This is a genomic window from Kitasatospora sp. GP82 (assembly GCF_029892105.1).
Classification (GTDB): domain Bacteria; phylum Actinomycetota; class Actinomycetes; order Streptomycetales; family Streptomycetaceae; genus Kitasatospora.
On sequence record NZ_JARZAJ010000027.1, the window covers coordinates 36,978 to 62,013 of the forward strand.

The following is a 25,036-nucleotide window of genomic DNA, read 5'->3' on the forward strand; positions in this document are numbered from 1 at the left end:
GCGGTTTCTCCTGGAGCTGAGCTGATCAGAGCGCTGGGGCTGGGCTGAACAGGGTGCTGGGGCTGAGCTGAACTCAGGATCTGGGCGGCGGACTTGGACGGAGGGGCTGGACAGCGTAGCTGCTCAGCGGGGCTGGGCGGAGCAGCTGGGCGGGGTGGCTGCTCAGAGGGCGTGGAAGGGCAGGCCGGCGTCCGCAACCAGGTCCTCGCTGTGGTCGGCGGGCAGCAGCGTCGCGGCGCCGTCGCCGACGGCGACCACGCCGAGGTCGAGCAGCTCGGCCATGGCGGCGCTGCCCGCCAGGTCGCGGACCTGGAGCTGGTAGCGCGCGGTGGTGCGGTAGGTGCCGCCGGAGTCGTCGGAGACCTTCTGCAGGAAGCCGGAGTCGACCAGGAAGAGCACGGCCTTGGAGACGATGCCGATGGTGGAACCGGCCAGGCGGCGGGCGTCCTTGGTGGCACCGGTGGCGCTGCGGCGGGCCCAGACCCGCCAGGCGGACTCCAGTCCTGGTGCATCGCTGGCCGGGTCGGTGTTGGCACCCTCGGCCTCGGCCTGCTGTTCGAGCCTTCGGCAGGCCTGCCGGACGAAGGCGTCCACACCGTTGACGCTGACCCGGCCGAGGTAGCCGTCGTCGGCAAGATCCTCGGGACGCGGGAAGGCCATCGCGGCCACGGCCAGGTGGGCCAGGCCGTGCAGGAAGCGGTCGGTGGACTCGGAGGAGGCCCGGCGGGAGTAGTCGCCCATCCGGACGGCGAAGACGGAGTCCTCGGCGGCGGCGACGGCCATGCCCGCGCGCGGCGAGACCTCCAGGACGACCAGGCCCATACCGGTGGCCACCGCGTCCGCGAGCCGGGCGAAGGCCGGATCCTCCCGGTGACGGCGGATCAGCTCGGCGTACTCGGCGTCACGGGCCGGGAGCAGCTTGGCCTGGAGGCCGAAGGAGACCAGCCGGGCGGCGTCGGCCACGTCGGCGGGGGTGATCGGGGCCGGGGCGGGCTCGGGTTCGGGCGCCCAGGACGCGTCAGGGTGAGTGATCACGGGCGGTGCTCCTTGCGGACGGTGCGGGGGTGGCCTGAAGTACATGAGCTCGGGGGCTGGGGGCAACTCCCAAGGGGCACGCGGAACCGCGCCAAGCGGAGGACACCGACGCCGCACCGTCGCCCGGCGGGCAAGTGGCACCCGCTCCACGGGAGAACGCGAGGTGCCGAGTGCTCTCCTGCCCCGGCTGAACGTCCGGCGCCCGCCGGCTCGCGCAGTTCCCCGCGTCCGTGGCGGGGGGCCGGCGTCGTCACTTTGCGTCCTTGCGGTCGGCCGCCATGCCGATGGCGTCCAGCAGGGCGCTGCCGACGATCAGGTCGGCGCCGCCGAACTCGGGGTCGTCCAGCCGGGTGCCGTCGTCCACGGCGAAGAGCAGGCGCTCCTCGCCCTGCCGGTAGGCCGTGCCGACCGGCGGGCTGGCGGCGTGCACGGCGAGCAGGGCGACCAGGTACGGCAGTTCCGGGTCCTGGTGGCGGGCCTCGGCGAGCAGGCCGGAGAGGCGCCGGGGAGCGTCGGCGGGGAGGTCGAGCAGCTCCAGCGCGGCCTCCAGCTGGGCCTCGGAGAAGCGGCTGTCGTCGGGTGTGGCGACCAGGTCGGGGTCGGGCAGCTCGGCGCCGAGGTGCTCGCGCTCGACGGGCGGGGTGAGCAGCAGGTCCACCAGGTCGGCGACGCGCACGGAGACCGGCGTGCGCAGACCGGCGCCCCGGGCGAAGAAGGCGTCGGTCGGCCGGATCGCCTCGGTTATCGGAAGGCCGAGCAGCGGGGCGAGCAGCTGGCCGTAGAGGTCGATACCACTGCACGAACCGGGCGTGGCGAAGGCCTGACGGTCCTGCTCGGCACGGAACAGCGGGCCTGCCTCCAGCAGGCGGGTCTGCAACTGGGTGTGGCGCCGGATGCAGTCCTTGACGATGTCGACCAGCTCGGCGGCGCGGCGCTTGTGCTCCGGCTCCTCCGTCTCGTCCCGGGCCTTGCGGATGTTGGTGAGGATCGCGTTCTCGTGCCGGTAGCGGTCGGCGATGTGGTCGAGGGCCTCGTCGATCAGATCGGGGATGGCCTGCATCCAGTCCACCGCGCGGACGTTGCGCCGGGTGGCCTCCAGGGCGCGGCGCAGCGTCTCGGCGTACTGGACGGTGCGGTAGCGGGCCTGCTCGGCGGCGAGCTGGGCGTCGGCCAGACGGCCGCGACGGATCAGCACCTCCAGCTTGACCTCGGCGGCGATCTGAGCGGACGTCACATCGGTGTCGAGCGCGCCGACCAGGACGTTGACCGCCTCGTCCGTGGTGCGCAGGTAGACGCCGCCGTCGAGGCCCGGGACCTCCTCGATCAGCTTGAAGTCGTAGTCCCGGCGGACGTACTCGCCGTCGGCGCCGAAGGTGCCGTAGACGGCGCGGAAGCCCCGGTCGACGCTGCCGACGTTGATCAGCGACTCCAGCACCCAGCGGGCGACCCGCTCGTGCTCGGCGGCGGCGCGGCCGGGGTTCTGTGCGGCGGCCCGGGGCAGCAGACGGGCGAGCACGGCGTCCCGGTCGGCCCCGGTGTCGAAGTCCATGTTGAGCGTGACCAGGTCGATGACGGCCAGGCCGACCTCGGCCATGGTGTACGAGCTGTACTCGCCGGCCAGGTTGACCTTGCGGTTGTCGAGGTCGTGCAGCGGGGCGGTGCAGGCCAGCGCCTTGAGCCGACGGGCGAGTCCTTCGTCGGCGGCCGGGCCCGGGGCGGGCCGGGTGGCTGCGGCGGGCGGCCGGAACTCGTACTCGGCGCTCTGATCTGCGATGGCGGTCACGGGGGACAAGATTAGAGGTTCGCACCCACAAGGTCCGAAACGAGCCCGCTTGTCCCGGTTCCCAGGGGCTCGGCCCAATGTTGAACGTGTTCAATTCCAGGCCTAGAGTCAGGGACCGAGCGACCGGGGAGCAGGCCCGGGCCGCTCCTTCGACCTGGGGGTGCACGAGGATGACGGACGATCGGGGTGCGTCGGACGATCGGGGTCCGGCGCAGGGCGCGGCCGAGCTGCGACGCGTCAGGACGTGGTTGTGGATCTTCGTGGTCTGCCTGGTGCTCAGCGGACTGACCGCCTTCCCGCTGGAGAGCGAGTCCCGCTGGCTGGCGGAGCTGGTGGGCGGCTCGCCACTGGGCCGCGCCTTCCCGGAGACGACGGCCTGGGCGGAGCGGGTGCGCGACGGGCTGGCCGACACCAACACGCGCTACCCCTTCCTCGCCTACGGCACCGACTGGCTCGCCTTCGCACACCTGGTGATCGCGGTGGCGTTCTGGGGACCGCTGCAGGATCCGGTCCGCAATGTCTGGGTGATCAGGTGGGCCATGATCGCCTGCGCCGGGATCATTCCGCTGGCGCTGATCTGCGGGCCACTGCGGGGTATTCCGCTGTACTGGCGCTTTGTCGATATGTCGTTCGGCGTGGTGGGCGTGGTTCCCCTGCTGATCGTGCTGCGCGGGATCCAGCGGTTGGAGCGGGCCACTGCGCCGCGGGGTGAAAGTCCGCTGGCAGCCTGACCCCGCGGGCGGTGCTCTCCGGGCGCCGCCCTCCGGGCATGCGGTCGGCCCCGCACCGCGTCCGGGCGCGGGAACCCGGCGGCAAATCCTCTCCCTGCTTACAGAGTTGCCCGCACGGTTCCGCACATCCCTGCGGCAGTGCACGGTGACCGCCGACGGAGAACCCCGGCCGGACAGACTCCGGTGCAGCACGAGGGCTTGTTCCGTGAAACGTTCCGCCACTCGAGGGAGCGCGCACCGGACGGTGCGCGCTCCTGCTACGGGTCAGGTTCACCCGGGCCACCGGCCAGGCCCTACGATCAACCCGAACAGCGGGCGTGGGCAGGCGCGGCAGCAGCAGGACGCGGGAGGCGGGCGTGGCGTGGCCGATGCGGTGATCGATCTCAATGCGGATCTCGGCGAGGGGTTCGGACGCTGGAGCCTGACCGACGACGAGGCCCTGCTCTCCGTGGTGACCAGCGCCAACGTGGCCTGCGGATTCCACGCCGGCGACCCGTCGATCATGCGCCGGGTCTGCGCGCTGGCCGCCGAGCGCGGAGTGCGGATCGGCGCCCAGGTCTCCTACCGTGACCTGGCCGGTTTTGGACGCCGTGCGATGGACGTCCCTCCGGAGGAGCTGGCCGACGAGATCGCGTACCAGATCGGCGCCCTCCAGGTCTTCGCCCGCGCGGCCGGCTCCCGGGTCTCGTACGTCAAACCGCACGGCGCCCTCTACAACAAGGTGGCCGGTGACTCGGAGCAGGCCGAGGCGGTGGTCGCCGGAGTGCTGCGGGCCGGGGCGGTGTGCGACGGACCACTGCCCGTGCTCGGACTGCCGGGCTCGCGGCTGCTGGCCGTGGCCGAGGGGGTCGGACTCCCGGTGGTGGCCGAGGCTTTCGCCGACCGGGCGTACACCTGGGCGGGCACGCTGGTGCCGCGCCGCGACCCGGAGGCCGTGGTGCACGACCCGGAGTCGGTGATCGCCCGCGCGGTCGGCATCGCCAGGGACGGCCTGGTCACCGCCGTCGGCGGCGAACCGGTCGCTGTCGAGGCCCGCTCACTGTGTGTCCACGGTGACACCCCGGGCGCGGCGCAGCTCGCCTGGCGGGTTCGCGGGGCGCTGGCCTCGGCGGGCGTACGGGTCGAACCGTTCTCCTGACGAGACCTCGGCGCGCAACCGGGACACCGAGAGGCAACTCGGCGGCGGCGCCCGGCGGATGATGGCAGGGGATGGCGGAGCCCGGCGGGGGATGGCAGGGGATGGCCCCGGGGATCACGGGCGATGGCCCGGGATCGCGGATGATGGCAGGAGGTGGCGGATGACGGCAGAAGGATTGACGCTGCGTCAGGTCGGCGAGGATGCCGTCCTCGTGGAGACCGACGGCATCGAGCGGGCGACCGCTCTCTACACCGAACTGCTGGCACGCCGGGGCGAGCTTCCCGAGATCACCGAGATCGTCCCCGCCGCCCGGACCGTACTGCTGGACGGTGTCGCCGACCGCCCCGCGCTGCTACGGCAGTTGACCGGATTGGCGGTGGCGCCGCGGCCACCCGCAGAGGGCTCGCTGGTCGAGGTGCCGACGGTCTACGACGGGGCCGATCTGACCGAGGTGGCCGCACTGTGGGGCGTCTCGACGGAGGCGGCGGTCCGCATCCACAGCGAGCCCGAGTACCGGGTGGCGTTCTGCGGCTTCGCCCCGGGCTTCGGCTACCTGACCGGCCTGTCCCGACAGTACGAGGTGCCCCGGCGGCCCACCCCGCGCAGCTCCGTCCCGGCGGGAGCCGTAGCCCTGGCGGGCCCGTTCACCGGCGTCTATCCGCGCCCCTCCCCCGGCGGCTGGCAGCTCCTCGGTCGCACCGCGCTCCCCCTCTGGGACGTCGAACGCGAACCACCCGCCCTGCTGGCCCCGGGCACCCGGGTACGGTTCGCCCCCACCCGGGGCAGCCTGGGCGTCCCGGGCCGACCCACCGCCCTCGGGCCCGCCGCGCGGGCGGCCCGGGACGTCGAGCGCAATCCGCCCGCCCCGGACGCCCGGGCCGGTCTGCCCCCGGCCCGGCAGTCAGAGCAGCACTGAGCAGCGAGGGGGCAGGCGATGAGCGGGCTACTTGTGGTGCGCCCCGGACCGTTGACGACGATCCAGGACCTCGGTCGGCGCGGCGTGGCCCACCTGGGCGTGCCACGCGCGGGCGCGCTGGACGAGCCTGCCCTGCGGGCGGCCAACCGGCTGGTCGGCAACCCGCCGGGCGCGGCCGCCCTGGAGACCACCCTCGGCGGCGTCGCACTGCGGGCCCTGGCTCCGGTCGTCCTCGCGGTGACCGGCGCGCCCGCACCCGTACGAGTCGACGGGCGGCCGGCCGCATGGGGCGGGCCGGTGGCGGTACCGCAGGGCGCGCTGGTCGAGGTGGGCCCTGCCACGTACGGGGTGCGCAGCTACCTCGCACCGGCGGGCGGCCTTACGGTACCCACGGTGTTCGGCAGCCGCTCGGCCGATCTGCTCTCCGGACTCGGCCCGGCACCGCTCGCGGTGGGAGATGTCCTGCCCGTCGGACCGGCCGGTCCCTGGCCCGGGGCGGACCTGGTGCCGCTGCCCGCTCCCCCGGCCGAGCTGGTGCTGCGCCTGCGGCCCGGCCCTCGCGCGCACTGGTTCACCGCCGGGGCGGTGGCCGGTCTTGCACGCGCCCGCTACCGGGTGGCCCCGGCCAGCAACCGGATCGCCCTGCGCACGGAGGGCCCGGCCCTGGTCAGGACTCGCGAGGGCGAACTACCCAGTGAGGGAATGGTGTTGGGCGCGGTCCAGGTCCCACCGGACGGCCTCCCCGTGGTCTTCCTCGCCGACCACCCCACCACCGGCGGCTACCCGGTCATCGGCGTGGTCCCGGCCCCCGACCTCGCGGCCGCCGCCCAGGCCCGCCCGGGTACGCCACTGCGCTTCAGCCCACTGCGCAGCCTCGACCGCGAAGCACGTCCGTAGCCGGCGACGCACTCCTCGCTCCCGGCGTCACGCGGTGGCTCATCGAGGAGTTCACCGGCCGCCCCGATGCCCGCACGCGGCCGACCGGCGCCCCGGAGGACGACCTCGCTGCTGCCGCTCCGGCTCGCTTCTCCCTGGAGAGCCTCGGCCTGCTCCGCGACCGCGACGATCCTCAGCGCGTGCTGCGCGAGGTGTTCGCCCTGCTGGAACGCGGCTGGGGCGACGAACCGGCGGGCCAGGCGTCCACCGGAAGCCGATGATTCCGTACATCAACGCAACCGGCCCGCCGGGTCACGGCGGTCGCCGTTCACCGGCGGACGGCAGCCTTGCGGAACGAGCGGGTTATCGTCAACAGCCCGCAGGCGCAGCCAAGTTCGAGCCGTACTCGGGCGCAGGTGCCGTGAACCGGCGCGTGTGCCGGGAGCCGGCAGGCCGGGCAGGGCTCAGCTGCCGGCGGGGTGGCGGCGGCGCCAGAGCAGACCGCCGACCGCCGCTGCCAGTACCACCGCGACCGTGATGATCACTGGAGCACTGCTGGAGGACGAGCTGCTGTCGGACTTCCTCGCCGTTGCGGAGACCGACGCGGAAGCGGTTGCGGTGGCGGGGGCAGCGGCGGGGGTGCCGGCAGCGGCGGTCGGGGCACTCGCCTCGGCGGAGGGCGCGGTCGAAGCCGAGGGGCTTGCGCTCGGCTCGGCCGGAAGCGGAGTGGCGCCGGGGGCGGCCGCGGCGAGCTTGAGCACCGGCGCCGGGTGCTCAGGGGTGGTCCCGCCCTGCGGCAGCTCGATCCAGCGGTCGATGTGGCCGTCCGTGTAGGTGACCAGCGACTTGAACATCAGCTCCTTGGTGTCCGGCAGCTGGCGCACCTTGATCTTGTAGTCGGCGGCCTTGGAGGGCGCCAGCGCGGGACCGGCGACCGTGTACCCGTCTGCGGCAGGCGTGAGCGTCCACCCCTGCGGCCCCTGGGCCAGCGTCACATCGCCGGGCGCGACGCCGGGCGGAGTCACCACCCGGATCTGACTGATACCCGCCGTATCCGACTCCCCCTCCGCATTGAAGGAGACGACCGCACTCACGGCCAGCGCCCGGGCGCCCTCGGACTCGACCTCGATATGTGCCAGCGCGGGGCTCGCCAGCCCGAGCACAGCCGCCAGGGCGGCAATCGGCGTTGCGGCGCGGGCGACGGAGCGGGAACGGTTCATGAGAGCGGCTGCTCCTGGCAGGACGGGCGACGGGGGACGGAACGGTCGGCGGCACAGCGGCGAAGGCGGAACGGCCCCGCCATCATGCCCCGCCGAACCGCGCCCCGGATACGGGACCTCCGCCACTCGGCGGTTCCCGATCGGATCGGCGCGCCGAGCTCTGCCGCCCCGGGACCTCAGCAGCCGGGCCGACGGCCTGTCAGGCCTCCGGCGGGAGCCGTCCCGCTCACGGTCGACGGCCCGTACCCCGGCGCCAAAGGACCGTTCGCACCGGATCAACAAGCCGTTCGCGGCCGGACCGGCGGGCGAGCGAGCCTACGTACGATCCCGTGAGGTCAGCCGGCCGCGCACTGCGGCGTGGACCTCGGCCTCCTCGGCCGGGTCGGCGGCGAGGCGGCGCAGGCGCTCCAGGACGCGTACGTCACCGGTGGTGGTGACGTGCCTGGCGGCGAGTTCGCGGGTGTTCTCCTCGCAGTCCCAGAGACACTCGACGGCGATGCCGCGCGCGAAGTGCGAGTCGGTCACGGCGAGGGCCCGCGCGGCGCGGCCGCGAAGTTCGGAGGAGACCGCCTCGCCGTAGATGTGGCGCAGGGCGGGGACCGCCTGGACTGCGGCCAGCCGTCCGGCTCCGTCGACCAGGGTGCCGAGACCCGCGCCGTCCACCCCGCGGACCGAGAGCCAGCGGCGCAGCGCGTCGACCACCAGCGGACCGTCGCAGGGCTCCCCCGCGTCGGCCAGCAGTTGGACGGCGGCCTCGCCGAGGGCGCTGTCGGCGCCACCGGTGCCCAGGTCCGCCCAGCGGCGGGCGTGGCCCAGGATCTCGGCTCCGCGCATCCGGCCGAGCAGCTCCAGGGCTGCGGTGACGACTCGCTCGTCGATGTCGGCGGCGGCTGCCTCGATCAGCGCTGCGGCGGCCGTGTCCCGCTGGTCCACCAGGTAGCGCAGGGCGGCCACCCTGGCGCCGGGGGCACCGCCGAGGGCGGCGTCCAGCAGGGTTTCGCGGTCCTGGGGTCGCACGACAGCGGCGAGGCAGCGAGCAGCTGCCGCGGCTCGGCGGGCCACCGCGCCGGCCTCCGAAGCGCCCGAGTCCGAAGCACCGGGCTCTCCGCAGCCGGGATCGGACTGGTCGGCCCAGGCGAGCACATCGGCGGTGCTCCAGCCGGGCGTGACACCGCTGCGGTTCAGCTGGCGCTGCCACAGGTCGAAGGGGGACTGCTCGCTCGCGGCGGCGATCCTGGGGTGGTGGGCGGCCCACAGCCGCCAGGGCCGCGGTTCGTAGGCGGCGCGGATGGCCGCCCGCAGCTCGGCCTCACCGCGCTCGTCCGTGGGGAAGCGGCCGAGGACGGCGGGGGCGAGGGAGAGCAGCGAGCGGTCGTCGTCGCGCAGGGCCAGTTCGTCCAGGGCCCAGGCCCAGTTGGCGCCCACGGCGACGTAGCCGCGCAGCAGGTCGAGGGCGTCGCGGCGCCCGTAGGCGGCGAGGTGGCCGAGGACCGCGAGGGCGAGGCCGGTGCGGCATTCGTCCTGGTCGAAGATGTCGGCGGGGTCGTGCAGATGCTCTTCGAGACCGGCGAGCGGAGCCTCCAGCTCCATGTAGAGGCGCGCGTAGTAGAGGGACCGGTTCTCCACCTGCCAGTCGGAGCGTGGGTCGCGGGTGACGCATTCCTCAAGGGCGGCGAGCGCCTCGGCGCGGTCGGCTGCCAGCGCATGCAGCTGCCCGTCACCACGGCCTCGCTGAAGGAGGCCGAGGAGGCTGGCGCTGGGCGCTATCACTGGCTCGAACATGAGGTCAGCATCCGTTGCGGCGGTCGTAGTGGCAACGGGATTTCCGTCGCCGGGGGTTACTGGTCGGTCCTGCGTGGGCGCCCCGGGCGCCAGAATCACCGAAGGTTACCGCCTGGGCGCTCCTTACGCACACAAGACGGAGCGGGACTCCCGGCCGACCGCTTGCAGACTGCCCGTCGATCGCCGGAACCAGACCCTCCGTACCGTTTCGACACAAGACAGGCACAGAATGGAGGAAAATCATCCCGGGCATACGTTCGTTTCCCACACTGCGGCGGCGCGGCCATGACCCTTTCAAGCCACCGCCGCGCCGCCTACGGACTCGGTCAGATCGTGCGGGGCCGCTGCGGCATCACCGATTCGATCTGCTCGCGCAGCTCCGCCACCGCCGGGACGCCCTGGTACCGGGCGGAGAGCCGGTACATCTCGCGCAGCCGGTCCCAGGTCCGTATCGAGGAGGTCTGGCTGATCGCCGCAAGCGCCATCTTGGCCTGCACCTGGGCCTCGTCCGGCTCCCCGGAAATCCAGTAGACCGAGGCCAGTGTGATCCGGTCCAGTAGGGCCGAACGCTCCCGGCCGTTCCTGGCCCGCTGTTCGATCGCCTGCCGGGCGTGCAGCTCGGCCAGCCGGACGGCGCCGGGGTCGTGCTCGGCGAGCGTGCGGTAGACCAGGGCCTGCATTCCGTGCAGTTCGGCCTCGTCGAAGAGCATCATCCAGCTCGGTGCGGGGTCGTCGGTCCGTTGCCCGAAGAGGTCCTCGGCCTCGCCGAGCACTCTTCGGGTCGCCTCCGCGCGACCGAGGGAGGCCTGTGCCCAGGCCTCGACGGTGTGCAGCATGGCCCTGGTCTGCGGCAGGGCGCGGTCACCGCTGCTGGCCTGGGCGAGCTGCATCAGTTCCAGGGCGTCGTCGGCGCGGCCGAGGTGCAGCATCTGGCGGGCGGCCCGGGAGATCGCCTCACCGGCCCGGGGCCGGTCCTTCGCCTCCTTGGCGGCCTGCGCCGCGATCACGAAGTACCGCTGTGCGGTCGGCTCCAGGCCCACGTCGTGCGACATCCACCCGGCCAGCACCGACAGGTTGGCCGCGACCGTCCACAGCCGCTGCTTCACCTGCGGGGTCAACTCGTGCGTCAGCAGGCCGCCGACCTCGTTCAACTGGCCGACCACCGCCTTGCGCTGGAGGCCGCCGCCGCGCGAGGCGTCCCAGGCCCTGAACACCTCCACCGAACGCTCCAGCGCGGCCACCTCGTCGGCGCCCACCGGGCCCGGTTCATAGACGTCCACCACCGGGCGGGCCCCGCCCTGGGTGATCACTTTCCGAGGCCCGGGACGTTCCGCCGCGTAGGCCACGTCGGGACCGCTGAGCCAGTCGTACAGGTTGTCGGCAATGACGGCACCGGCTGTGAGCGCGGCTGACGCCCCCACAAATCCGCGTCGGTTGAGCATGAGGTCCATTCCCGTGAACTCGGTGAGGACCGCGGCCGTTCGATCCGACTCCCAAGGCTCTGCCGACTGCGTCGCGTGGGACCTGGTTCGCCGGTGTCGTTCCAGACCGAGATCCTCAGTGGTGACGACACGGCCGAGCCGCTCCGTGAACACGGCGGCCAGCACCCTCGGCACCGGATCGCGCGGGATCTCCCCCTGCTCGATCCAGCGCCGCACCCGCGAGGTGTCGGTGGACAGGTGCTGCTGACCCATCGCCGCCCCCCGCCGGTTGACCAGCCTGGCCAGCTCGCCCTTGGACCAACCGGTCAGGGCGAAAAGGTCGGCGAGTCTGGTGTTCGGCCCCTTGCTCACGTGAAGCCCCCAGGTTCCTCGGCTGCTTCGACCCTAGTGCGCTGTCATGTGCCACGCGACCATTCGCCAGGCTTCGCCAGGGTCCGCCAGATGGTGTACCAGTGGCGATCGGGTGTCAGGTAGGAGTGCGCCACCTCGACTTCGGGTCGGGGCGGCCGATGACCGGGCCAGGGCCTTCTCCGACTGGCCGTCAACGGACCCTCCCGTGGCCTCATCCGAGGGGGTGGCGCAGCTGGGTGGCGCGCAGGCGCCGGGCACGGCCACGGCGGTCGCGGCCTCCGCATTCCCCAGGGTGCGGAAGCCGCGGGCACCGAAGCGGAGTTCCGTCTCCGCGCTGTCCGTGCCCGGCGCCTGCGTTCCACCCCACGCCCCTTCGGTGCGCCAGGAAACCGCACCGCGGGGGACGTCCGTAGAAGTCATGGCGTCGGCTCTCACCGGCAGGGGCCACCACCGGACAGGAAGGGACTCTCACCACCCCATGTACTCCTCAGCCACCAGCGGCACCGCCCAGACCCGCACCGCGCTGCGCCCCCCCAACGCAGCACAAGGCGGCCGCCCGGGGCAGGGTCCGGCCCCGCGAGGTGCCGACCTCCGCGACCCACGCGCACTGGCCGGCCGTGGCGGCCTGGTCGGCCAGCTCCCGGCGCGGCCGACCGACCCGATCACCGCCCGCACCGGGGCCGAGCGGCTGCTGCGCGGCCGGCACATCGACCCCTCGGTGGACCGGGTCGACCCGGCCACCCTGCAGACCCCCGCCGTGCGGGCCGCGGTCGCCAACATCTCGCGGATATGCCCCGCCTTCCTCCCCCGCCAGGTGCTCCGGGAGGGCAGCCAGCACATCCTGATCGCCGGCACCATCGGCCGGGCCCCCGTGGTCGCCAAGTGCGTGGCGCCGCAGGCGCTGCGCAGCGAGCAGCACATCCAGGTGGTCGAGCGCTTCCACCACGAGGTGGCGGTCTACCGGGCCTTCGTCCGGCACCGTCCGCCGGTCCGGCTGCCCCGGCTGGTGGCGGCCGACCACGACCGCTGCGTCCTGGTGCTGGAGCGCGTCCCCGGCCGCCCGGCCTCGCGGGAGCGGCACCCGGTCAACGCGCCGACGCCCGGTGAGGTGCGCGCGGTGCTCGGCGCCGTCCGGACGCTCAACCTGTGGCGCCCGCCGACGGACGTCTTCGGCAAGCCGCTCGACTACCAGCTGGAGATCGCCCGTTTCCACTCCGTCGGCCAGCTGACCGACCGCGATGCGGGTGACCTGAGGCAGCTGCTGCACGGTGTCCAGCACACCCCCTGGCAGCTCTGCCATGGCGACGCCCTGCTCGGCAATATGCTGCTCGCCCCCTCTGGTCCCGTTCTGCTCGACTGGGAGCAGGCCGGGTGGTACCTGCCCGGGTACGACCTTGCGGTGCTGTGGAGCGTGCTCTCCGGGGACACCGCCGCGCGCCGCCAGATCAGCCAACTCGCCCAGTCCGGCGGCACGGTGGCCCGGGATGCCTTCCTGGTCAACCTGGTGCTCGTACTGATGCGGGAGATCCGGCTGCACGATGTGCCGGGGGCGGGCGAGGAACAGCGCATCATGATCCGCCGGCTGTACGACGACGCCGCGCTCGCCCGCCGCGCGGTCCGGGCCGCGGTGGGCACCCGCTGAATCACCTCTCCGGGGGCGCGGGAGGGCAGGTGCTCTCAGGATCCCGCGCCCCTGAGGGCACTGAGGGCATGCCCTCCCGGATCCTCGGGGGGCGTACGCCTAGCGCGCAGAGATCTGGGCACACGCCTGCTGTCGCACCCGGGCGCCCTTGAGGTACTCAGTGTGCCCGGCGCGCTCCGCGCTCAAGGGCGGCGCGCCCGACGGCGTCGAGCACCACTTCGTCGGCCGGGAAGTGCACCCGCCCGCTGAGTACGTCGCGCAGATAGCGCTCCAGCGGATGACGGCGGCTCAGACCGGGGTTCCCGGTCAGGGTGACGGCCTGCTGGACGGCCCCGATCGCGGCGCGGTTCACGACCAGTTGGGCCGCCGCGCTGCGGGCCACGGCCGTCTGCCCGCCCCGGTCCACCCCGGCGGCCAGCGAGGCCAGCAGTTCCTCGGCGGCGATCAGTGAACTCTCTATCTCGCCGAGGGCGCTGCGATAGCGGGGAAGATTCCCCAGCGGCTCCGTCAGATTGGCCGGAGTCCGCTGGCTCAGAAAACGCACCAGCCAGTCCTGCGCCGCACGCGCCACCCCCAGGTGGACGGCGGACAGCGCGAGATCGTGCCAGGCCAGATCAAGCCGCTCGGCGGCCAGTTGGGCCTCGGAGCGCGGCCCACCCGCCTCGGCGAGGCCGATCGCGGCCTCGGCAGGAACCCGTACTCCGGTGAACAGCACATCGTGTCCGGCGCTGGCGCGCAGCCCGAGCTGGTCCCAGACCGGATCCACTTCGATGCCCTCGCTGTCGCCGCGTACCAGGAACAGGCCGGTCCGCGGGGCCGGCTCGTCGGTTCTGGCCCAGACGGCCATCCAGGCCAGCGCCTCCGAACCGGTGCAGTACGTCTTTCGGCCAGTCAGCTCCCAGGTGCCGTCGGCGCCCCGCCGGGCCACCGTGACGGGCAGCCCCGGGGCTCCCCCGGGCTCGCTGAGCAGGGTGTTGACCAGCGCCGGTCCGCGCCGGGACTCACCGAGCAGCTTGCGGTAGATCGGGGTGGGCCAGCGCGCGGCCCTGGCCTGCTCGGCGTGCTGGAGCAGGGTGAACGCGGCGAGTACGGCCACCGAGGCGTCACCGCGCCCGAGTTGGCCGAGCACCCGGACGGTGTCGGCCAGCGTCCCACCAGGGCCGCCGAACCGCTGAGCCACCGTCAGGGTGAGCAGCCCGGCCTCGTGCAGGGCCTCGACGCCCTGGTACGGGAAGGTCGCGTCCCGGTCGTGCTCCTCGGCGCGGGCGGCGAGCAGGTCGACCACCCGGGGCAGGCGGGCCAGGGCCTCGGCGACAGGTGACGGGCCGTCGGTCGAAGGATCGGCGGAACGTGTGGTCATGATGCTGGGGCCTCCGGGGCGGCAGCGTGAAGCTCGGCAGACTGCGGGCGGCACGCCCCACTGGCGTGCGGTTCCGGAAGCGGCGCCCCGAAACAAGGATTGCCCGGCCGATCGGTCAGCCGGGCAGGCACCGCCGAGGGAGCGGGCGGCTCCCTCTCAGCAGCCGGGACACGCTGCGCTGGCAGTGCGCCGCAGGTCGAGATAGCTGCGGCGGGTCAGCAGCAGACGGCGACACGACATGCTCGTGACTGTACGAAGCATTGATCGAAACCGTCAAGCAGTGTCGGGCACCCGTCCGGAGGGCCTGCCTCCCGGTGCCGCCCAGGGAGGCGATCAGCCCTGCTGGAACATGTCCGCGGGCAGTGGTTTCAACAGCTGGTAGAGATCGTCCGAAATCGGCCGGTCCCAGGAGGCGATGGTGACCTGGACGCCGTCGCTGCGCCCGAACTGGGCGCAGAACACCCGCTCCTCGCTGACCTTGACCTTCTTCACGATCAACAGGTCATCGCCGAGCATGACCGGAAAGTCCTCCGCCGAGACGAACTCGACCGGTTCCTCGTTCTCCAGCGCCTCAAGCAGCTGACGGACCTCGAACGGGACTCCGTCAGCCGTGTCCCTGGCCGGCGATCCCTCCGGCAGGTTCCCGATGAACATCGCCGGGCCGCGGCCGCCGAACAGGTCGTACCGCAGGAAGATGCCCTGGCAGGAGCCGTCCTGGGCACTCATGATCATGGCGCCGAAATGGCCGGGCCAGTCTCCCGGGTCCATCGCGAGCACGTCGAAGTCCGGTCCTGCGGGCGAGCCGGAGCGACGGCGGAGAAATGACATGACACCCATCGTACGTGCCTGTCAGCGGCCGGTTCACGGGGTGGGTCGGGGTCCGGACGAGATCCACGCTCAGAGACCAATGTTGACTCTGAGCAACCACCCGAGCTACGTTCGGTTCTGCACGACAGCCGCTGTGGACTCGATCCACCGGGGGGCGGCATGTCGCAGCGCGCCCTCGTGCGCATTTCTTCAACCGTGCACACCGCGGTGCGACACACACCAGAACCGCCGAAGCAGTTCCAGCTGTCCACAGACCACCCAGCACCAACACACAACACCAAAAGCCAGGTTCGCGGGGCCCCAGGCCCGTCGCACTCGCGGACCTGCCCAGGAAACCGCCGCGTGGGGGCGTGCGGATCCCGGGCATCGGTGCCAACGCCTGAGTCGCTCTCGGGCGGTTGGGGCCACGCCTCCCGGCGACTGCCGGTCTCTTCGGAGACCGGGATCGGCCGACGCACCCGGGTGCGTGCGGGGATTCACCTACGGGAGGTGCTCGGCACTCGTGCCGGGCTGCACAGCAGGCGCCGTGTACGGCCGCGTGGGGGCGGTCGGCACGGCGTCTGTTGTCTGCTTCATACTGTGGGCCGTCACTTGTCCAGCAGTCAACGAGTTTTCGGCCGCCAGATTTATTCCCGGCGCGCACCTTCTCGGTTCCCGGCGCCCTCCGAGGAGTTGCCGATGACCTGCCGAAGATCCGCCGAGACCCCCGGTGAAACTCCGTGAGCCATATGAGCCGTATGAGCCGTATGAACTGTGGGAGCCGCGCGAGCCGTGTGGGTCTCCGGCAAGCGGGCACCGAGCAGACAGGCCCGACCTGACAGAGCCGAAGCGGATCAGGCCGGGCCTCTGCGGGTCCGGATCGGATCAGGTCAGGTCGAACTCGCCGTCCCGGGCACCGAGTACGAAGGCGCGCCACTCCGCCGGGGTGAAGACCAGTACCGGCCCCTCCGGCTGACGGCCGTCCCGCATCGCGATGTACCCCTCGACGAAGGCGATCTGCACATCCCCCACGCCCTGGCTGCTGGAGAGCCACTCGGCGTCGGTAAGGTCCAACTGGGGCTTACGGCCGCCCTCAAGAGTCCCCGTACCGCCGCTCTCCACGCTCGTACCGATAGTGGCCACTTCCGTGCTCCTCCCGACGTCGTCCAAAAGCCCAGACTAGCCACGCCCGCCCCGCGCGGAAGGGCTTGCGCCCAGCTCTCCTCCGACCGGGCTCAGTAGGCCGGTTCCAGCCGTGCCGTGGCAAGGACTGTGCTATCGCGTGACACGGCCTCGGTTCGCCCCGGCGGACGCGCCGGGCTGCGAGAGTGTTGGTCTCACGCCCCGCCGGGCAGCCCGGCACGGTACCGACACCCCAGCAGTCCGAAAACACCAGCACACCCGCCCAAGCCACGCCCCCGCCACGACCCAGCCACCAGCCAGGCCGACAGGAGCAGCCGATGGACCGCCGGGACGCCCCCAAGGCCGATGTGATCCCCATCTCTACCGCGCCCTCCGCGCCGCACGCCGAGCAGGCCGCCGAGACGGGACCGGCCCGTCCGGCCCGTCCCGCGGGTCACGGCCGGGTCGGCGTGGTGCTGGTCTCGCACAGCCAGGAACTCGCCGCCGCCACCGGCGCGCTGGCGGTGGCCCTGGCCCACAGCGATGACCCGGCCCCCGTGGCCACCACGGGCGGCAGCCTGGGCGACGGCCCGGGGACGAGCGCGGTCCTGATCGCGGCGGCCGCCCGGCGGGTGGATCAGGGCCACGGGGTGGCCGTCCTCTCCGACCTGGGCAGTGCGGTGAGCACCGTCCGGGCCCTGCTGGCCGAGGCGGACGAGCACGGTCTGCCCTTTCCGGTCCGCTTCGCCAACGCCCCGTTCGTGGAGGGCGCGGTCGCAGCCGTGGCCACCGCCACGGCGGGCGGCGATCTCGCGGCTGTGCTGGACGCGGCGGAGGAGATGTACCGCCAGCACAAGCTCTGACGGCACCGCGCCCGTCAGCCGTGCTCCACCTGGTGCGCGGCTGACGAGGTGTCCGGGACGGGCCGGACAGGTCCTAGATCGGATCGCCCGGCAGCGCGGGCGCCCGGCCCGAGAGGGCGAAGGCCGTCCCGCCGTCGAACGCGAGGGCGAGATCGAGCCGTTGGCGGTTGTAGTCGTCCAGTTCCGGCAGCGCGTCCAGTGCGAACCAGCCGACGTCCAGGGACTCGTCGTCGTTCACTCCGGCCTCGCCGGAGACCGGGCGGCAGCGGAAGGTCAGGTCCAGGTACTGAGCCTGGTCACCGTTCGGGTAGTGCAGCATCGGGGAGACGGTCACCGAGGTGAGCGCTTCCGGCTCGACCGTCACACCGGTCTCCTCCCGGCACTCCCGCACCGTCGCGTCGGCAGGCTCCTCGCCGGGGTCGAGGATGCCCCCGACCAGTGCCCAGCGGCCGTTGTCGGTCCTCCGGTTGAGCAGCAGCCGCCCCTGCTCGTCGATGACCACGGCGGTGACGGCGGAGAGCCAGAGCGGCCGGGTGCCGACGAATGAGCGGAGCTCGGTGAGAAAGGGAGGGATAGCCATGCGCAGAGCCTATGCGCCGAGCAGCACCACGAATCCCGCCGACGGCCCGGTGCGCGACCACCCGCACGAACACGCTCCCGCACGAGGTCGACTGCCGGGCGATTGACTGCCGGGGCCCGAGTGCGCCCGGCGCACGGAACAGCGCCTCCGCTACAGCGCAGGCCCCCGGCCGGCCCTGATCAGGGTGAACACCACCCGGGCGAGCAGCAGGACACCCGCCGCCAGGCAGCCGGCCACCGCCATCGCCCAGGCCGGACCATCGCTCTCCGGAACGGCGACCGCCACCAGGATTCCGGCACCGACGCAGGCCGCGCCGACCAGGCTGAGCAGCAGGCGGTGCCGCTCCAGGGCGCCACCGCTGAACAGCCGCGCCAGGCGGCCGGGCGGCCGGTCACGTCGTGTCTCTCCCATGGCACCCACGGTATATCCGAGCTCGTCGACGCGGTGGTGCCGCCACGCGCCCCCGCGCGAGCGCCAACGGGCCGCCGCGCGCCCCTTGAGCGTCGCGCGCACCACCGCAAAAATCCATTGCCGCCGTACAACCATCAGCGGCCTTCGGTGGTCTCCATTACATCGAACGACCCAGACCACTGATTCAGCTGGACCATCCAGGACCGTCCCAGGCGTGGGTAGGGAGTCCCCCGCCGGGCCGGAGATCCCGGGTGCGGAGCCGCCGCGCCCTGGTGCCGGAGACCGGGTACGGCGCTCCGGCGGTGCCACCACGCCGCATCGGCGACCGAGGGGGACCTGTGCCGCATCCCGATACCACCACCGTCACCAGCCGACTCGCCGACCGCCCCACCGGTCTGCTGCCGTCCGGCCTCCCCGCCGCCCCGCCGCCCGAGCGGGACCGGGGCGGCTGGCTGCGGTTCTCCCCCGCGCAGCCGCTGTTCCGGGCCCGCGCCGCGCAACGCCTCGCCGTGCTCGCGTACCACGGGGTGACCGACCCTCGGTCCTTCGGCGCCCAGTTGGACCGGCTGCGCCGACTCGCCACGCCGGTCTCCCTGCAGGCCGTGGAGCGCGCGATCTCGGAGGGCCGGCCGCTGCCGCCGCGCAGTGTGCTGATCACCTTCGACGACGCCGACCGTACGGTGCTCACCCATGCGCTGCCCGCGCTGGCCGCGCGTCGGATCCCGGCCGCGGCCTTCGTGATCGCCGAACTGATCGGCACCGACCGGCCGTTCTGGTGGCACGAGGCCGCGTTCCTGGCGCAGCACGGCGGCCAGGCCCGCTCGCTGCCCACCGACGGCCGTCCCGAACAACTGCTGGACCGGCTCAAGGCCCTGCCCGATCCGGACCGTCGCCGGACTCTGCACGAACTGCGGGTCAGCTCACGGCACCGTCCCCCCGGTCAGGAGCAGCTCACTCCGGACGACCTGCGGACCCTGCGATCGGCAAAGGTCGCGATCGGGAACCACACCATGGGCCATCCCTGCCTGGGCCGCTGCGACGAGGCGACGGTGGCTGCGGAGATCATGGGCGCGCATCGGGTCCTCACCCAGTGGCTGGGCGAGGCACCGACGGCCTTCGCCTACCCCAACGGCGGGTACGACCCCCGGGCCGATGCGGTGCTGCGCGCGCTCGGCTACCGGCTGGGCTTCCTGTCGGACCACCGCCTCGGTCCCCGGCTGCCGGTCCACCCGCTGCGGATCAGCCGTCTGCAGGTGGATTCGATGACCTCCACCCGCCGGTTCGACACCATCCTCTCCGGACTGGAACCAGCCGTGCAGCGCTGGCGCAGGCACCCCGGGGACTGATCCGCCGATGCCGGCCGAGGGGGCGATGGGGCCGGATCGGGGCCGGGGCTGCGGGCGCCGCGTCCAGGCCCTGTCCGGCCGGTCCCGGGTGCGCGGCCGGCCCTGCACCCCTCGGGCGGGCGCGGCCCTGAGGAACCGCAGGGTCCGCGCCCGTTGAAGGATCGGCCGGGCGGGTCGGCAGTCGAGTGCCTGTCCGGCGGTCGAGTGCGGTCAGCTCACTGCGGGGACGGGGGTGGCGAGCAGACGGCCCTCTGCGTAATGGGCGGCCGCGGCCGACAGTTCGGCGACCCGGCCGCTGTGCAGAACGGTCAGGCGGGCGGTGCCGGTACCGAGGGCGGCGTCGCCGATCCTTCGCAGTGCCTGGGCCGCGACGGCCTCGGCCGAGCCGAAGCAGACCGGCCCGGTGGCACCGGGGCCGCCGACGGCCGCGCGGATCCGGTCCCCGACCAGTTCGTAGTGGGTGCAGCCGAGCACGATGGTGTCCGTGCCGGCAGGCGTACGGGAGGCGGCGTCCGCGATGGCCGCGTCGATGGCGGCGTCGTCCCCGTGCTCGATGGCATCGGCCAGCCCTGGGCAGGCGATCTCCGTGACCTCCTCGGCTGCGCCGCCGAAGTCCTTGATCAGCCGAAGCTGGTACGGGCTGCCGGTGGTGGCCGGGGTGGCCCAGATAGCGACTCGCCCGCCCAGTGCGGCGGCCGGCTTGATTGCCGGGACGGTGCCGATGACCGGCAGCTCGGGCTCCAGTTCGGCCCGCAGCGCCTCCAGGGCGTGCACGGAGGCGGTGTTGCAGGCGACCACGAGGGCGTCCGGGTGGTACGCGGCGGCCGCCCGCGCGCAGGCGAGGGCGTGCGCGGTGACGTCCTCCGGCGTACGCGGGCCCCACGGCATGGTGTCGGGGGCGGAGGAGAGCACCAGGTCCGCGTCGGGCCGCAGATTTCGCACGGCTGCCGCAGCGGCGAGCAGGCCGAGTCCGGAGTCCATCAGTGCGATCTTCACAGGGGATGACTCTACTTGATTCGGGGGGTGCGGCTGCGGCGGACGGCCGTCCTCGGCACGCGCTGCGGAAGGCGCCTGCGGCGCAGGAGTGGGGGGCTTGAAGGCACCTCGTTGCGGTGGTCCGTCGGCGGTGGGGCCGGGACGGGTGCGGCCCGGACGTCCGCGTTCCTCGGGGATGTACCTGTGGCAGGGGCGTCCTGTTAGAAGGCGGGCGACGGTCTGCGGGGGTGGCTGGGCGCGGGAGGCGGGGGTTCGGGACGGGGGTGGCTGGGCGCGGGAGGCGGGGGTTCGGGACGGGGGTGGCTGGGCGCGGGAGGCGGGGGTTCGGGACGGGGGTGGGGCAGACTGCCGGGGTGACCGTGCTGCTGTGGCTGTCGGTGGTGTCTCTGGTCGGGTGGCTCTGGCTGGCGTGCTGCCACGGCCTGTTCTGGCGGACCGACCAGCGGCTGCCGCCGCGCCGTCCGCCCGTGCGCTGGCCGGAGGTCGCGATCGTCGTCCCGGCGCGGGACGAGGCCGAGGTGCTGCCGGTGAGTCTGCCCGGCCTGCTCGCGCAGAAGTACCCCGGGCGGGCGCGGGTGATCCTGGTGGACGACCACAGCGGGGACGGCACCGGCGCTCTCGCCCAGCGTCTGGCCACCACCGAGGGTCTGCCGCTGTCCGTCGCCGTCCCACCCGCACTTCCGCCCGGCTGGACCGGCAAGCTGTGGGCACTGCGGCACGGCGTCGCCCTGGCGGGCCCGGTGGAGTACCTGCTGCTCACCGACGCCGACATCGCACACGGCCCGGACTCGCTCGCCGAACTGGTCGCCGCAGCCGAGAGCAACCGTCTCGACCTGGTCTCGCAGATGGCCCGGCTGCGCGTGGCCACCGGCTGGGAGCGGCTGATCGTCCCGGCGTTCGTGTACTTCTTCGCGCAGCTGTACCCGTTCCGGTGGAGCAACCGGCCCGGAGCGCGAACGGCGGCTGCGGCGGGCGGCTGCTCGCTGGTGCGGCGGGAGGCGCTGGAGCGGGCCGGCGGGGTCGCCGCGATCCGGGGAGCGGTGATCGACGACGTTTCGCTGGCCCGCGCGGTGAAGTCCACCGGCGGCCGGATCTGGCTCGGGCTGGCCGACCAGGTGGACAGCGTCCGCCCGTACCCGCGGCTCGCGCAGCTGTGGCGGATGGTCTCGCGCAGCGCGTACGCCCAGCTGCGGCACTCGCCGCCGCTGCTGCTCGGGACGGTGCTCGGACTCGGGCTGGTCTATCTGGTGCCTCCGGCCTCGGCCCTGGCCGGGCTGTTCGCCGGTCGGCCCGCCGTCGCGTTGGCGGGCGGGGCGGCGTGGGCGCTGATGGCGGGCACCTTCCTGCCGATGCTGCGTTACTACCGGCAGCCCGCCCGGGCCGCACTGCTGCTGCCGTTCACGGCCTTCCTCTACCTGCTGATGACGGTGGACTCGGCCGTGCAGCACTGGCGTGGCCGAGGCGCCGCCTGGAAGGGGAGGACGTACTGACGCTCCGCCGGAAACGGTGCGCCCGGCACGACGTAAATGGGGCGACACTGCGACCCCGCTGCCACACACTGGCCCGATGGACCGTCACCTGATCTCCCGCATCGCCCACACCGATCACCCCATCGCGGCGCCGCTCTTCGACGACTCGGTGCAGCGGCTGCTCGACCGCGCCCTGACGGGCGACGCCGAGCGGCTGCTGGATCTCGGCTGCGGCGAGGGCCCGTGGCTGCTGCGCGCTCTGGCGGCGCGACCGAAGCTGCATGCCGTAGGTGTGGACCTGGACACCAGGGGGCTGACCATCGCCCAGCAGGCTGCCGCGGCGCTCGGTGTCTCGCAGCGCCTCGGCCTGCACCACCAGGACGCAAGGGAGTTCAGCCACCCCGAGCCCTTCGACGCGGTGCTGTGCGTCGGCGCGACGCACGCCTTCGGCGGCCTACTGCCGACGCTCACCGCGATCGACCGGCATCTGGCGCCCGGCGGTCTGGCGCTGGTCGGCGAGGCGTTCTGGGCGCAGGACCCGGACGAGGCGGCGCTGGCGGGGCTGGGCGGGATGGCCGCCACCGACTACGACGATCTGGCGACCACCGTCGACCGTGTCGTCGCCGCGGGATGGACGCCCGTGTACGGGTACGTCAGCAGCCGGCCGGAGTTGGACGACTACGAGTTCTCCTGGACCGGCTCGCTCGCCGCCTGGGCACTGGACCACCCCGAGGACCCGGACAGCGCAGAGGCTGCGGCGGTCGCCGCCGAGCACCGCACCGGGTGGCTGCGCGGCTACCGGGGCACCTTCGGTTTCGTCACCCTGGTGCTGCGACGGGCCGAGTAGCCCCGGCACACCGACGGCGTACCGGGGCCCTGTGGCCGGCCGGGCGACCACAGGGCCCCGAAGTGCCGAAACGAACCGGTGCTCAGTGGCGGGCCACCAGGTCGTCCATGACCGCCGGCATCTGCTCCACGCCGCCCGCCTTGCTCGGGGAGGTCCGGTCGCCGCCCTCCACCACGACCGTGGGGACTTCGCTCACCCGGTAGCGGACCAGGAGGTCGGCCGCTCCCTTCGCGGACCGGTCGACCTCCGGCGAGCGGTAGGCGGCGCGGAACTTCGCGGCGTCCAGGCCCTGTCGCTGAGCCCAGGCGGTGGCCAGTTCCTCGGTGGTCAGATCGGCCTTCTGCCCGCGCACCGCGCGGAAGACGGCGAGCTGCAGGTGGTCGACCTCGCCGAGCCTCTCCAGCGTGTAGTACAGCCGGGCGTGCGCCAGCTGGACCTGCTCGGCCGGTCCGCCGGGCCAGACCGCGGGGACGCGGCGCAGGGTGACGTCGGAGCTGTGCCGGGCGGCCCACTGCTCGAGCGGGGCCTCCAGCTGGTGGGAGTGCACGCAGTCGTACCAGAAGAACTCGACCGCCTCCCGGTGTCCGACGGCCCGCACGGGCTGGGGGTGGCCCAGATGGACGAAGTGGGCCCCGTCGTGCGGGACGTCGGGGGCGGCGACGGCGTTGGGGCCGGTGAGCAGTCCACCGGCGAGGGCGATCAGGGCGGCGGTGCGCAGCAGAGAGTTCACGGGCGTCAGCCTGCCAGTTACGGAGAGCTATCGGCCATCACCGGGCGGGCGCGTACGGCCTCCTCACCCGTTCGGAGCAGTTTGAGAGCGCTTGGCACCGTATGTCCGTACAGACCCGGACAGGCGTTCCCCCTGGCGCTGTGGACGATCGTCCGTTTTACCCGAATCGCCCCGAGTCGAATCATGAACAAGGTCGGTGCATCCCCTCCCACCGTGCGACCGGCGGCCGCCCCTCCGGCCGTTGTGCAGAGCGCATGGAAAGACCACCCCGCATGTCGCAATCCCCTGCCGCCTCGCTGCTTGAACAGCATGGTGTCGAGACGATCCCCCGAGGCCGAGCGGACCAGCACACCGCGTGATGTGCTGAGCATCCTGGTCGGATCCGACCTCGCCTTCGGCGTGGTCGTCTTCGGCTGGCTCCCGGTCTCCTTCGGGCTCTCCTTCTGGGCCAGCACCGCCCCGCTGGCGCTGGGGACCGCCGTGGGGTGTCCGTCCTGCTGGTGGCAGGCCTGTTCGCCTTCGCCCCGCATCTCGACGCCTCCGCGCACGGGCACTACCTGCTGGGCGGGTTCTGGCAGACGTGGCTGCTGGCCGTGGTCTCGGCGGGCCTCAGCGGCCCGATCGCCTTCATCACCCTGCTCGGCGACTACGCTGCCGCTGACGGGTGGGATCGACATCAGCTTCCTGCTCTCCGGGCTGGTCTCGGCGGTCCTGTACCTGGTGCTCTCCCGCTCCCGGCGCGGGCGGGCCGGTGGCACGGTGGCCCCGGTCGTCGCCGGCGCCCGGCCGATGGACGAGCGGCGGCAGGCGGGCCGGGGGCAGTCCGTCCGAGTCGACTCCTGAGCCGCACCCGCGCGACAGCATGCGTACGGTTCGGCCAGCAACCCTGCCCGACAGCATCATTGACGACGCATCATCTCCGGAATCGGTGAACCGGGCTGCGCCGGCCGGGTCTTCGGACGGGCAAGCGCATTCGAGACTGGGACATGGCTGCGACGGTTAGGCAGATCAGGTGAACTCGGCTGGACCGCAGGCCCGTTGAGTCGGCAGGATCATCCGCCGGGCCCATCGGCCCCGTCCTCGCCCCATCACCCTCCCGCCATCACCCGAGTTTGGAGTTCCCGGTGTTCAAGGGATTCCGCAGCTTCCTGCTGCGGGGAAACGTCGTCGACCTGGCCGTCGGTATCGTCATCGGCGCAGCCTTCACCGCCGTCGTCACCGGGTTCGTCACCGCCTTCCTCACCCCGCTGATCGGCGTCGCGACCGGGGCCGTGGGCGACTTCAGCCAGAAGCACTTCTCCATCGCGGGAACGACCTTCCCGTACGGCGCGTTCCTCAATGCCCTGGTCAGCTTTGTACTGATCGCGGTGGTGATCTACTTCGTCGTGGTCGTGCCGGTCGGCAGGCTGCAGGACCGCTTCCACCCGGTGAAGGACACCCCGGTCACCACGACCGACTGCCCCGAGTGCCTGAGCAGCGTCCCGGTCGCCGCCACCCGCTGCGCCCACTGCACCTCCGGACTTGCGGGACGCCCCGGCTTCCCCGCCCAGGCCCTGCATACCCGCTGACGCCGGTTCAAGCCTCCGCGG

The 25,036-nt window shown here is 73.0% G+C and carries 22 protein-coding genes and 1 pseudogene; 11 read left to right on the plus strand and 12 right to left on the minus strand.

Features of this window, described 5'->3' with window-relative positions:
- Positions 1-162: 162 nt before the first annotated feature.
- Both P3T39_RS25475 and P3T39_RS25480 read right to left on the minus strand, forming a co-directional pair.
- On the minus strand, positions 163-1,035 hold the full coding sequence (locus P3T39_RS25475) for a hypothetical protein (RefSeq protein WP_280701272.1): 873 nt from the start codon (positions 1,033-1,035) through the stop codon (positions 163-165).
- Between the two features lie 250 nt (positions 1,036-1,285).
- Complete coding sequence (locus tag P3T39_RS25480; protein WP_280701322.1) at positions 1,286-2,809, minus strand: hypothetical protein; 1,524 nt, start codon at positions 2,807-2,809, stop codon at positions 1,286-1,288.
- A gap of 179 nt (positions 2,810-2,988) precedes the next feature.
- On the opposite strand from P3T39_RS25480, the gene P3T39_RS25485 reads away from it, so the two are divergent.
- The 4 genes from P3T39_RS25485 (at position 2,989) to P3T39_RS25500 (ending at position 6,500) form a co-directional block, all read left to right on the plus strand.
- A complete protein-coding gene (locus tag P3T39_RS25485; protein WP_280701273.1) occupies positions 2,989-3,549 on the plus strand; it encodes a hypothetical protein in 561 nt (186 codons plus the stop codon).
- Positions 3,550-3,910: 361 nt separating this feature from the next.
- Entirely contained in the window at positions 3,911-4,687 is a 777-nt protein-coding gene (locus P3T39_RS25490; protein ID WP_280701274.1) for a 5-oxoprolinase subunit PxpA, read from the plus strand.
- A 160-nt stretch (positions 4,688-4,847) separates the two neighbouring features.
- A complete protein-coding gene (locus P3T39_RS25495; protein ID WP_280701275.1) occupies positions 4,848-5,603 on the plus strand; it encodes an allophanate hydrolase subunit 1 in 756 nt (251 codons plus the stop codon).
- Positions 5,604-5,621: 18 nt separating this feature from the next.
- Positions 5,622-6,500: a biotin-dependent carboxyltransferase family protein gene (locus P3T39_RS25500; protein WP_280701276.1), complete on the plus strand. Its 879-nt coding sequence runs from the start codon at positions 5,622-5,624 to the stop codon at positions 6,498-6,500.
- Between the two features lie 443 nt (positions 6,501-6,943).
- Here P3T39_RS25500 and P3T39_RS25505 read toward each other — a convergent pair whose 3' ends face one another.
- From P3T39_RS25505 to P3T39_RS25515, 3 genes are all read right to left on the minus strand, one after another.
- Positions 6,944-7,699: a DUF1775 domain-containing protein gene (locus P3T39_RS25505; protein ID WP_280701277.1), complete on the minus strand. Its 756-nt coding sequence runs from the start codon at positions 7,697-7,699 to the stop codon at positions 6,944-6,946.
- A gap of 315 nt (positions 7,700-8,014) precedes the next feature.
- Positions 8,015-9,481, minus strand: a complete 1,467-nt coding sequence (locus P3T39_RS25510) for a HEAT repeat domain-containing protein (RefSeq protein WP_280701278.1) — start codon at positions 9,479-9,481, stop codon at positions 8,015-8,017.
- A 326-nt stretch (positions 9,482-9,807) separates the two neighbouring features.
- Positions 9,808-11,274, minus strand: a complete 1,467-nt coding sequence (locus P3T39_RS25515) for a hypothetical protein (protein ID WP_280701279.1) — start codon at positions 11,272-11,274, stop codon at positions 9,808-9,810.
- A 478-nt stretch (positions 11,275-11,752) separates the two neighbouring features.
- On the opposite strand from P3T39_RS25515, the gene P3T39_RS25520 reads away from it, so the two are divergent.
- On the plus strand, positions 11,753-12,916 hold the full coding sequence (locus P3T39_RS25520) for an aminoglycoside phosphotransferase family protein (RefSeq protein WP_280701280.1): 1,164 nt from the start codon (positions 11,753-11,755) through the stop codon (positions 12,914-12,916).
- A gap of 157 nt (positions 12,917-13,073) precedes the next feature.
- Here P3T39_RS25520 and P3T39_RS25525 read toward each other — a convergent pair whose 3' ends face one another.
- From P3T39_RS25525 to P3T39_RS25535, 3 genes are all read right to left on the minus strand, one after another.
- The gene (locus tag P3T39_RS25525) at positions 13,074-14,276 is read right to left on the minus strand and encodes an acyl-CoA dehydrogenase family protein (protein ID WP_280701281.1); all 1,203 of its coding nucleotides are present in this window, start codon (positions 14,274-14,276) and stop codon (positions 13,074-13,076) included.
- 333 nt (positions 14,277-14,609) lie between these two features.
- Positions 14,610-15,104: a hypothetical protein gene (locus P3T39_RS25530; protein WP_280701282.1), complete on the minus strand. Its 495-nt coding sequence runs from the start codon at positions 15,102-15,104 to the stop codon at positions 14,610-14,612.
- 864 nt (positions 15,105-15,968) lie between these two features.
- Positions 15,969-16,226: a DUF397 domain-containing protein gene (locus P3T39_RS25535; protein WP_280701283.1), complete on the minus strand. Its 258-nt coding sequence runs from the start codon at positions 16,224-16,226 to the stop codon at positions 15,969-15,971.
- 449 nt (positions 16,227-16,675) lie between these two features.
- On the opposite strand from P3T39_RS25535, the gene P3T39_RS25540 reads away from it, so the two are divergent.
- Positions 16,676-17,068: a PTS fructose transporter subunit IIA gene (locus tag P3T39_RS25540; RefSeq protein ID WP_280701323.1), complete on the plus strand. Its 393-nt coding sequence runs from the start codon at positions 16,676-16,678 to the stop codon at positions 17,066-17,068.
- A 73-nt stretch (positions 17,069-17,141) separates the two neighbouring features.
- Here P3T39_RS25540 and P3T39_RS25545 read toward each other — a convergent pair whose 3' ends face one another.
- Positions 17,142-17,648, minus strand: a complete 507-nt coding sequence (locus P3T39_RS25545; protein WP_280701284.1) for an NUDIX domain-containing protein — start codon at positions 17,646-17,648, stop codon at positions 17,142-17,144.
- Positions 17,649-17,798: 150 nt separating this feature from the next.
- Positions 17,799-18,059 (minus strand): hypothetical protein, encoded by a 261-nt coding sequence (locus tag P3T39_RS25550; protein ID WP_280701285.1) that lies wholly within the window; start codon positions 18,057-18,059, stop codon positions 17,799-17,801.
- 338 nt (positions 18,060-18,397) lie between these two features.
- Between P3T39_RS25550 and P3T39_RS25555 the strand changes: the two genes are divergently transcribed.
- Positions 18,398-19,405: a polysaccharide deacetylase family protein gene (locus tag P3T39_RS25555; protein ID WP_280701286.1), complete on the plus strand. Its 1,008-nt coding sequence runs from the start codon at positions 18,398-18,400 to the stop codon at positions 19,403-19,405.
- 210 nt (positions 19,406-19,615) lie between these two features.
- Here the strand turns inward: P3T39_RS25555 and P3T39_RS25560 are convergent, their stop codons facing one another.
- Complete coding sequence (locus tag P3T39_RS25560; protein ID WP_280701287.1) at positions 19,616-20,401, minus strand: aspartate/glutamate racemase family protein; 786 nt, start codon at positions 20,399-20,401, stop codon at positions 19,616-19,618.
- A gap of 353 nt (positions 20,402-20,754) precedes the next feature.
- Between P3T39_RS25560 and P3T39_RS25565 the strand changes: the two genes are divergently transcribed.
- Together P3T39_RS25565 and P3T39_RS25570 are read left to right on the plus strand one after the other, a co-directional pair.
- Positions 20,755-21,891 (plus strand): glycosyltransferase, encoded by a 1,137-nt coding sequence (locus P3T39_RS25565; RefSeq protein WP_280701288.1) that lies wholly within the window; start codon positions 20,755-20,757, stop codon positions 21,889-21,891.
- Between the two features lie 76 nt (positions 21,892-21,967).
- Positions 21,968-22,717: a methyltransferase domain-containing protein gene (locus P3T39_RS25570; protein ID WP_280701289.1), complete on the plus strand. Its 750-nt coding sequence runs from the start codon at positions 21,968-21,970 to the stop codon at positions 22,715-22,717.
- 82 nt (positions 22,718-22,799) lie between these two features.
- Here P3T39_RS25570 and P3T39_RS25575 read toward each other — a convergent pair whose 3' ends face one another.
- Complete coding sequence (locus P3T39_RS25575; protein WP_280701290.1) at positions 22,800-23,447, minus strand: thiol:disulfide interchange protein DsbA/DsbL; 648 nt, start codon at positions 23,445-23,447, stop codon at positions 22,800-22,802.
- A 272-nt stretch (positions 23,448-23,719) separates the two neighbouring features.
- On the opposite strand from P3T39_RS25575, the pseudogene P3T39_RS25580 reads away from it, so the two are divergent.
- A pseudogene (locus P3T39_RS25580) lies at positions 23,720-24,097 on the plus strand (cytosine permease); the annotation flags it as partial.
- Between the two features lie 474 nt (positions 24,098-24,571).
- Positions 24,572-25,015, plus strand: coding sequence for a large conductance mechanosensitive channel protein MscL (mscL, locus tag P3T39_RS25585; RefSeq protein ID WP_280701291.1), 444 nt, complete (start codon positions 24,572-24,574; stop codon positions 25,013-25,015).
- The last annotated feature ends 21 nt before the right edge of the window (positions 25,016-25,036 follow it).